Origin of the sequence: Arthrobacter sp. AK01 (assembly GCF_021109375.1) — a bacterium.
Taxonomy (GTDB): Bacteria; Actinomycetota; Actinomycetes; order Actinomycetales; family Micrococcaceae; genus Arthrobacter.
In genome coordinates, this window is record NZ_JAJOHP010000120.1 from 1 (window position 1) to 7,732 (window position 7,732).

Annotated in this window: 6 protein-coding genes; 5 read left to right on the forward strand and 1 reads right to left on the reverse strand. The window is 59.4% G+C overall.

The window, feature by feature from the left end; genetic code table 11:
* The first annotated feature begins 151 nt into the window (after positions 1–151).
* From LN996_RS22995 to LN996_RS23010, 4 genes are all read left to right on the forward strand, one after another.
* Positions 152–1,591, forward strand: a complete 1,440-nt coding sequence (locus LN996_RS22995) for an MmgE/PrpD family protein (RefSeq protein ID WP_231343401.1) — start codon at positions 152–154, stop codon at positions 1,589–1,591.
* Positions 1,588–2,373 (forward strand): N-acyl homoserine lactonase family protein, encoded by a 786-nt coding sequence (locus LN996_RS23000; protein WP_231343402.1) that lies wholly within the window; start codon positions 1,588–1,590, stop codon positions 2,371–2,373. The genes LN996_RS22995 and LN996_RS23000 overlap by 4 nt, the downstream gene beginning before the upstream one ends.
* A 79-nt stretch (positions 2,374–2,452) precedes the next feature.
* A complete protein-coding gene (locus LN996_RS23005) occupies positions 2,453–2,764 on the forward strand; it encodes a carboxymuconolactone decarboxylase family protein (protein ID WP_231343403.1) in 312 nt (103 codons plus the stop codon).
* 63 nt (positions 2,765–2,827) lie between these two features.
* Positions 2,828–3,610 carry an SDR family NAD(P)-dependent oxidoreductase gene (locus LN996_RS23010; protein WP_231343404.1) on the forward strand — a complete coding sequence of 261 codons (783 nt, stop codon included), beginning with the start codon at positions 2,828–2,830 and terminating at the stop codon, positions 3,608–3,610.
* Positions 3,611–4,878: 1,268 nt separating this feature from the next.
* On the opposite strand, the gene LN996_RS23015 is transcribed toward LN996_RS23010, so the two are convergent.
* Positions 4,879–6,288, reverse strand: coding sequence for an MFS transporter (locus tag LN996_RS23015; RefSeq protein WP_231343405.1), 1,410 nt, complete (start codon positions 6,286–6,288; stop codon positions 4,879–4,881).
* A 409-nt stretch (positions 6,289–6,697) separates the two neighbouring features.
* On the opposite strand from LN996_RS23015, the gene LN996_RS23020 reads away from it, so the two are divergent.
* A complete protein-coding gene (locus LN996_RS23020) occupies positions 6,698–7,507 on the forward strand; it encodes an IclR family transcriptional regulator (RefSeq protein ID WP_231343406.1) in 810 nt (269 codons plus the stop codon).
* Positions 7,508–7,732: the final 225 nt, after the last annotated feature.

The following is a 7,732-nucleotide window of genomic DNA, read 5'->3' on the forward strand; positions in this document are numbered from 1 at the left end:
TCTTCCTGTCCACACCGGCATCGTCCTTCATCACAGGCCAAACCATCGCCTGCGATGGCGGCTACACCCACAGCAGTTGACCCACAACACAAGCCACACACATCCTGAGGACAGCAGCCGTCAGTTCAGGGTCCGATTGAAGGGAAATACCGTGTCACCGACGAATGTCGAGAATTTTGCAGCCTTCGCACAAGGCAACGTAGCCACGCCGCCGCCCGCTGAGGTTGTGAGCGAAACTAAAAGAATCCTGTTGGACGCCCTTGGGTGCGGTCTCGCTGCCACCTCGAGTGAGTATGGTCGAGTTGGCATCGATTACGGTCGTATCTTGGGCGCATCCGGGAACGAAGCGACGATTATTGGTCAGCGGGAGCGAACATCGGTCCATGGTGCGGCCTTCGCCAATTCGGAGCTGATCACCGCGCTGGATCTGGCGCCGATCAATCTCCCTGCCCACGTTGCCCCGTATGCACTCCCTCTCACCCTCGCCCTGGGTGAGAGCCGCCGCCTTTCAGGGGCGCGTCTCCTGTCGGCTGTGGCGGTCTGCTTGGAGATGAGCTTCCGCCTATCGAAGTCCATGGACGACCTTCGAGATGTAACGAAGGATGGTGTCCCGAATACGCCCCGGGTGTTCGGCTACTCAAGCATGGTCTTCGGGCTGACGGCTGCAGCATCAATGATGAAGGACATGTCAGAGACTGCAACCAGGGAAGCCCTGGGAATTGCCGGGGGCACGTCACCGGTCAATTCCCTGCGCCCCTGGCAGATGCACGTTCCAATCACCACCGTCAAATACGGTCTGGGTGGAGGGCTCGTAATGACAGCGCTGACAGCTGCGTACATGGCTGAGCTGGGCCATCGCGGTAACACGCTGATGCTCGACGATGAGGAATTCGGATATCCCGGTCTTGTCGGGAGCAAGCGCTGGGATCCGTCCGGTCTCTCGGAGCGGCTCGGCACCGAATGGCGCTTCCCGGCGGCAACCTCGTTCAAGCCCTACACGCAGACGCGAACCTCCCACGCGACACTTGACACGGTCATTCAGGTTATTCATGAAAACGACATCAAGGTCGAGGAGATTGATTCGATCGTCGCCTACGGCGAAGCTTGGTCCGCCGAAGTGCCCGTCTACGTGAACCGGGTGATCGATAAGCCCTACGACGCTCAGTTCAGCTTTGCGCATGGGATCTCAGTAGCTGCTCACCGGATCCGGCCCGGCAAGGACTGGCAGGATCCTGCCGTTGTCTTTGATCCTTCCGTACTCGCTCTGATGTCCCGAGTTGAGTGGCGGGCGCACCCAGATTGGGGAAGCGCCGTCAACGGGGATCCGCTGGCTCGACCTGCCCGCGTGGAACTTTCGGCCCGGGGTAAGACCTTCGTTGGCGAACGCTCCTACCCCAAGGGCAGCTCCTCACCGGATCCTGCGACGTACACCACGACGGAGGAACTTCTGGAGAAGTTCCGGCATAACGCCGACGGAGTCCTTAGTCCCCAGGCGGCCGAGGCCGCCATCGAAGCCGTAATGGGGCTTGAACACATCGAAGATCTCTCAACTTTTGCCGCTCTCCTTCGTCCCGAAGGCGGTGCACGATGACCTCCCCCGTTTATCCCCGTGTCTATGCTTTCATCTGCGGTCACCACACCATTCCCAAGGAGCGGATGATCGCCGGGACAACAGGGCTAATCACCATCCCGATTCCAGCATTTGTCATCGAACATCCAACGGGGTTGTTTGTCTTCGACACCGGCTTCAACCGCCTTGTGTACGAGGATGTTGCCTCTTATTTTCCCGCTGAAGCGCTTAAACCAGTCGAGTTCCACTTCTCGCCGGAAGAGGAACTTCCTACCCAAATGCGCAATGCGGGGTTCGACCCAGACAGCGTCCGGCTAGTTGCGAATTCGCATTTGCACTATGACCATTGTGGAGGGAATGTGCTGTTCCCGCAGGCCACCGTCATGGTTCAGCGGGACGAATGGGAAGCGGCCAGCAACGCACCAGCAGATAAGGCTGGTTATCGTAAGGTCGACTTCCACACAGGGCAGACAATGGATCTGGTCGAGGGCGAACGCGACGTCTTTGGAGACGGGTCCGTTGTCCTCACCCCCACGATAGGTCACACTCCTGGGCATCAGTCCTTGCACGTCCGTCATGCCGGTGGAGTCGCCGTGCTCGCCGGGGATGCCTGCTACATGGCTGATACCCTCACCGCGGATGACAAGCTTCCTGACATCTCCGTAACGGAAGATCCTGAATCGTATCTACGGTCACTCGAGTCGCTCCGGGCCCTCCATCGGAGCGGGTCCCTAGTCTTTGTGGGGCATGATCCTGATTTTTGGAGTAAGCAACCTCTGGCGCCCAAGCCCCTGTTGGGGTGACGACATCATTCTGCGGGCCTCGACTGGGTCGACCACGGCAGGGACCCGGCCGGCGGGCCAAACGACAGGAGGACGAGTCGTGTCAAACATAGGACGGCTCCAGGAAGTTTCCTCACCGTCAGCGGAGGCATTTCGGGCGTTGCTGGATGCCGCCAACGCTCACGGCACCTTGGAGCCCAAGCAACGTGAGTTGTGCCTTCTGGTCGGGTTTGCTGTAACGGGCAACGAGAGCGCTTTCCGCTCGCATTGCACAAGAGCTATGCAATCAGGGGCCGGCCAGGCCGACGTTGAGCAAGCTGTCCTCCTCATGCTAGGCACCAGTTTGGGTCTGGTTCCGGTCGTGGAGGCTTTGCTGTGGGCCCGGGAGGAATTCGGGCAGCGCGGTAGCTGACGTTGCTGCATCACACCTGAGGGTGGTGCTTAGATTCATAGTGACTCTAGATGGAGGAGATCGATGAGATTCACGGACAAAGTTGTCGTGATAACCGGCGGTGCGCGAGGCATAGGTCTTGCTACGGCAAGCCTTCTTGCGCGCGAGGGCGCCCAAACGGTGATCTGCGACTTGGACAGGACAGCTGTATCGGCCGCTGTCGAGACGGTTCAGCGAGAGGGCGGACGAGCCTATGCGGTGGTTGGGGATGTCAGCCAAAGTAAAAGTGTCTCCGAGAACGTCGACCAAATCATGGCTGAGTTTGGCCGTATCGACGTCCTGATCAACAACGCCGCGACGCAGAGGACCGTGCCAGCGCGGGAACTCACGGAGGAACATTGGCGACGCGAGCTCGATGTCGTTCTATCCGGTTCGTTTTTTTGGTCCCAGGCCGTTGGCGTGGCGTCGATGATTCCTCGCCGCAGTGGAGTGATCGTCAATGTCGGGTCTGGAGCGGCTCTGGCCGCAATGCCAAACTCGGTATCGTACGTCGCCGCCAAACACGGCGTCATCGGACTGACTAAGGCCTTGGCTGTGGACTGGGCGCAATATGGCATCCGGGTCAACTGCGTCTGTCCCGGGTTTACGTGGACGGAACTCTCCAAGAGCATTGCGGAAGCAAATCCGGAACTTATGCGGCAGCGAGTGGAGCGGATTCCGCTTGGTGGCGGCGCGCAGCCGGACGATATTGCCCAGTCGATCGCTTTCCTGGCTTCCGAGCATTCGCGTGAAATCAGCGGGATCGCTCTTCCCGTAGATGGTGGAACACTTGCCATGTCATCAGGCTTTTCAGCGCCCCGTGACTAGGTGCTGGAACATTTACACACCAGGCTGAGTTCTGAACCGAATCCTCTCCCCCCTTGCTTCAATCTCGTGTTTGCTTGCTGGCGAAGGGTCGCCTTTATCCGGCCCGATGTTTTTCGGGGACTCGTTGCCTTAGTTGGGACTGCTCGTGGCATGAGCAGTCCCAATTTTCATTGGCAGGGTACATGGAAGGTGGATAACTTCGATGTAATTGTTGAAATCTGCTTCAACATCGACGGCGGGGAATCTGAGTTGCCCTGGCGTCCGTGATGCCGCGCAGAAGCACAGTGCTGATAGGTCTCGTGGCTGGCAAAAGGCTGTCCCTTTGTGTCGGGATGCGCCCGCCACATGCAGAGCCCTGTGGTGATCGATCCCGGCGCTGAGCACCCGGCCTCGGTTGCTGGTGCGGGCGGTCGACATTTTGTGAAGCCAGATCGCCGAGGAAGAAATTTGCATCATCGCTAGCGCAATGTTGGATGGGCAAGTGTCACAAACTGCCTAGACTAAGGTGCGCCGGCAGTTTCCAAAGCCTCTGATCCAGCCTTCCAGGCAACTTCAGATAGTCGCCGGCAGGAAGAGCGCGATCGAATGCGAGACCTTGACTGGCAGGCTCCTGGTCGTTGCAAGCTCGCCTTAAGTTCCCCAACCGCGGTGTACCCGCCCCATTGGAAATCCATCCACGGCCAGGCATCGATTTGGCCGTTGACCAGCGCCTGCCCGGAGACAGGCGTTCTGTGCAGGCCGGACAACCCGCTGCCACCTAGAACTACTTGTTGACGGGCTGTGGAACACTCAGGGAAAGCTCCTCGTCCCAAAGCATGTGGACCGTGCTGGTAGGGGAGCCGTACCGCGAAGTTTCGGACTGGTGTGCCTGAAGGTAAGCCCCGTTCGGTGCGAACAAGGTGTCGGCCGTGGCTGGTAACGGCAGTTCTTTGGCAACGTTCCGCGAAACCCGGCTGTTGCGAGCCCGAAGCCAGATGCGGCAACGCTGCGTATGCCACCCCTGTCGTGGCTGTTCTCGGCATTCGTGCATTCGTGCGGTGTCCACGTCCGGGATATGAGAGTCTCCATGGCAATGCCCGTTCACAATCAACGACCACCGCCTCGCAGGGGCCAAACAAAGACTCGGACTCGGACTGAAGAAGATCCAACCTACCCCCTGTAAGGGCTGGTGCTGGGCTGCCGATCTGAGTCGGCTCTCCAGGAGCGGTCGAAACGACGATGTGGGTCCCACCGCGGCCGACAGCCGCAGTGGGACCCACCCCGATTTTCTAGGCAGAAACAGCCGTTTTCTTAGAAACGGAATTGCGCTTGCCGGTGGTGACGCCGAGTTCGGTCGTCGGAGTGCGGTAGGTCTCGGGGGAAAGAAGCGCCCCAAGTGCACACAGGCCACAGAAGACCGTCATAATGACCGCTACGGGCACCCAGTTAGTGCCTCCGTCGCCAACGAGCGCCCATCCGATGGTCGGCGTGAAGCCCGTGATGGCGGTTCCTACCTGCATGCCGATGGCAATGCCGGTGAAACGGCACTTGATGTTGAACTGTTCGGCGAACATCGCGGGGAAGATCGCGTTGCAAGCAATGGCAAAGATGCCATTCAGGGCGATCGAGGCCAGAAGGATCATGAGGACCTCGCCGGACATGATCGCCATGAAGAACGGGTACACAAGCACTGCACTGCCGATGACGCCGGTCAGGAACACAGGCTTCCGGCCAAACCGGTCTGCCAGGGTGCCGAACAACTGGTAGCAGCAGAGCGCTACTGCAAACTGTGCCACCGAGATCCAGAGCATCGTATCCCTGGGAACGCCGACCGCTGGGCTGGTGGCGAATGCCAGGCCGAAGACCGGGGGGATAGCGAAGATGATGGAGAAGAAGGCCATAAGTACAACGCGTCCAAGTGCTTTCGGCTGGGTGCGGAACAACGTGAGCACGGGCGACGGCTCTCGTTTGGTCTGTTCGGCGGCGTTTTCGCGGACCTCGGTGAAAACTTCCGGCTCGATGATGCGGCGGCGGACGATGAATGCCACGATCAGGAGAATCACACTCGCCCAGAAGGGAATGCGCCAACCCCACGAGAAGAGGATCTCGTTGGGAAGCCCGGCGACGACGGCAAACGCAGCAGTGGCCAGGAGGAAGCCACCGGAAGTACCCATTGGCGTGAAGCTGGTGTAGAAGGAGCGGCGCCCTTCCGGGGCATGCTCAAATGTCAGTGTGCTCGAGCCGGCTTGTTCGCCGGCTACGGAAATCCCTTGGAGAACACGCAGCATCACCAGAAGGATGGGAGCCCAGACTCCGATCGTGTCGTAGCTTGGCAGACAGCCCACCAAGAACGTCGATGAGCCCATCAGGACAAGCGTGAACAGCAGGAGCTTCTTGCGTCCCACCCTGTCGCCGAAGTGGCCGAGTACCGCAGCCGCGATCGGGCGGACGACGTACACCACCGCAATGCTTGCGAGCGAGAGGAGTGTGGCGATGAAGACGTTAGAGCTCGGGAAGAATACTTGCGGGAATACCAGCGCTGCAGCTGAGCCGTAAATGTAGAACTCGTAGTACTCAAGCGAAGTGCCCGTCACGCCCGCGAAGGCCGCACGCTTGACCTGCTTCGGATCTGCGTGGGAAATGCCGCTGGGCGCCGGTACGTTGGGTGAGCCCGCTGTGGAATGATCGTGCGTTTTCATCAGACCACGCCTCCTTGTTGTGTGGTGCCCGAAATGAAGCCGGGGAAGAGCAATGCTGGAACGGAGAACATACGTGTTTGCTCCGCCGAGCTATCGGTGTGAGTCCTGGGAGGGTTCGAGCAACGTTGTTCGGTCATGCGTCTTACTACCTTTGAATTAGTGTTCGGTCTACATCGGCGCGAACACGACGGTAAGTTATGAAGTGCTCCTTCTCGACGCAACCGGGTGAGTGGTCCGATGCGGCTGAGATAAAACTGCCGGCTCTGCCTTGACTCGTAAGCTCGTGTGCCGCCGGTCACAGTTTCTGGAGTGAGATTTGAGGATATCCTGTATTATGAGACTTTGTCAACGAAATTACCAATGCTGGGCCGTCAGCCGGGCTACGAACTGAAGGATGTGGACTTAAGTCATGAGAGCAACCCCTTCGCCTTCTGTCGCCGGTGAGGTGCCAGCTAACCCGGACAGTGCCAGCAGCCTGGCAAAGATGCTTCACGTCCTCCAGCTCTTCAGCGAGTCGGCCCCTGTCTGGTCCACGGCTGACATCATCGAAACTTTGGAAACGTCCAGGTCTACGGGATACCGCTACATCAAGACACTCCATGATGCGGGGCTGCTCAATTCCGTCCGTAACGGCTATTACTCACTTGGGCCGGGGATCATCGAAATGGATCTCCAAATCCGTTTGACAGACCCGCTGCTTCTGGCCAGTCACGGCGTACTGGAGGACCTGGTGGGGAAAATCGGACACTCCGCCCTCCTGTGCACCGCATATCACGACTCAGTTCTGTGTGTTGGCGAGGCCCGCGCTCCACTGAGCCCTGAAAACCGATTCAGCCGAGGTCAGCGGCGCCCGTTATTCCAGGGCGCCGTGTCGAAGGTCATCCTGGCCTACCTCCCTCATCACCGGCTAAAAGCTGTTTACCCGCGGCAGCGCAAGGAGATCGAGGCGGCAGGCCTTGGCGGTACGTGGAGTGAGTTCCGGGCCTCGCTGGGAGAGATAAAGAAGGACGGATTTTCGCTAACAAAGGGAGAGTTCAATCCCGGCGTCTTCAGCGTGGCTGCGCCCGTGCTGACCGATCAGAAGACAGCGCTCGGTAGCGTAGGCGTTGCGTGGCACGAGAAGGAGCGGCGCGACGTTGACGTTGAGCATGCCGTACTGGCCGTAAAGCAGGCAGCAGCGATCATATCGGGGCGCATAAAAGAGCAGCCTGAGCGCTAAGGATCCGGGCCGTTCCATCCTCCCGACGGTCGGCCGGCCCCAATCCCCGTGATGCCAGCGGCCGCGCGGGCCGTCGCCTATGCAGCCTGTTTGCGGAGACCGCCAAACAACCAATGAAGGGGGGGGGCGGGGGGGGTGGGGGGGGGGGGGGGGGGTGGTTGTTTGTTGGGGTTGTTTGGGGGGGTTTTTTTTTTTTGGTGGTTTGGGGGTGGGTGTTGTTGGGGG

Bases quoted from the DNA above. Each gene is read 5' to 3' on its own strand.
- LN996_RS23000 (WP_231343402.1), top strand. From the start codon at position 1,588: ATGACCTCCCCCGTTTATCCCCGTGTCTATGCTTTCATCTGCGGTCAC.
- LN996_RS23010 (WP_231343404.1), top strand. From the start codon at position 2,828: ATGAGATTCACGGACAAAGTTGTCGTGATAACCGGCGGTGCGCGAGGC.
- LN996_RS23015 (WP_231343405.1), bottom strand. From the start codon at position 6,288: ATGAAAACGCACGATCATTCCACAGCGGGCTCACCCAACGTACCGGCG.
- LN996_RS23020 (WP_231343406.1), top strand. From the start codon at position 6,698: ATGAGAGCAACCCCTTCGCCTTCTGTCGCCGGTGAGGTGCCAGCTAAC.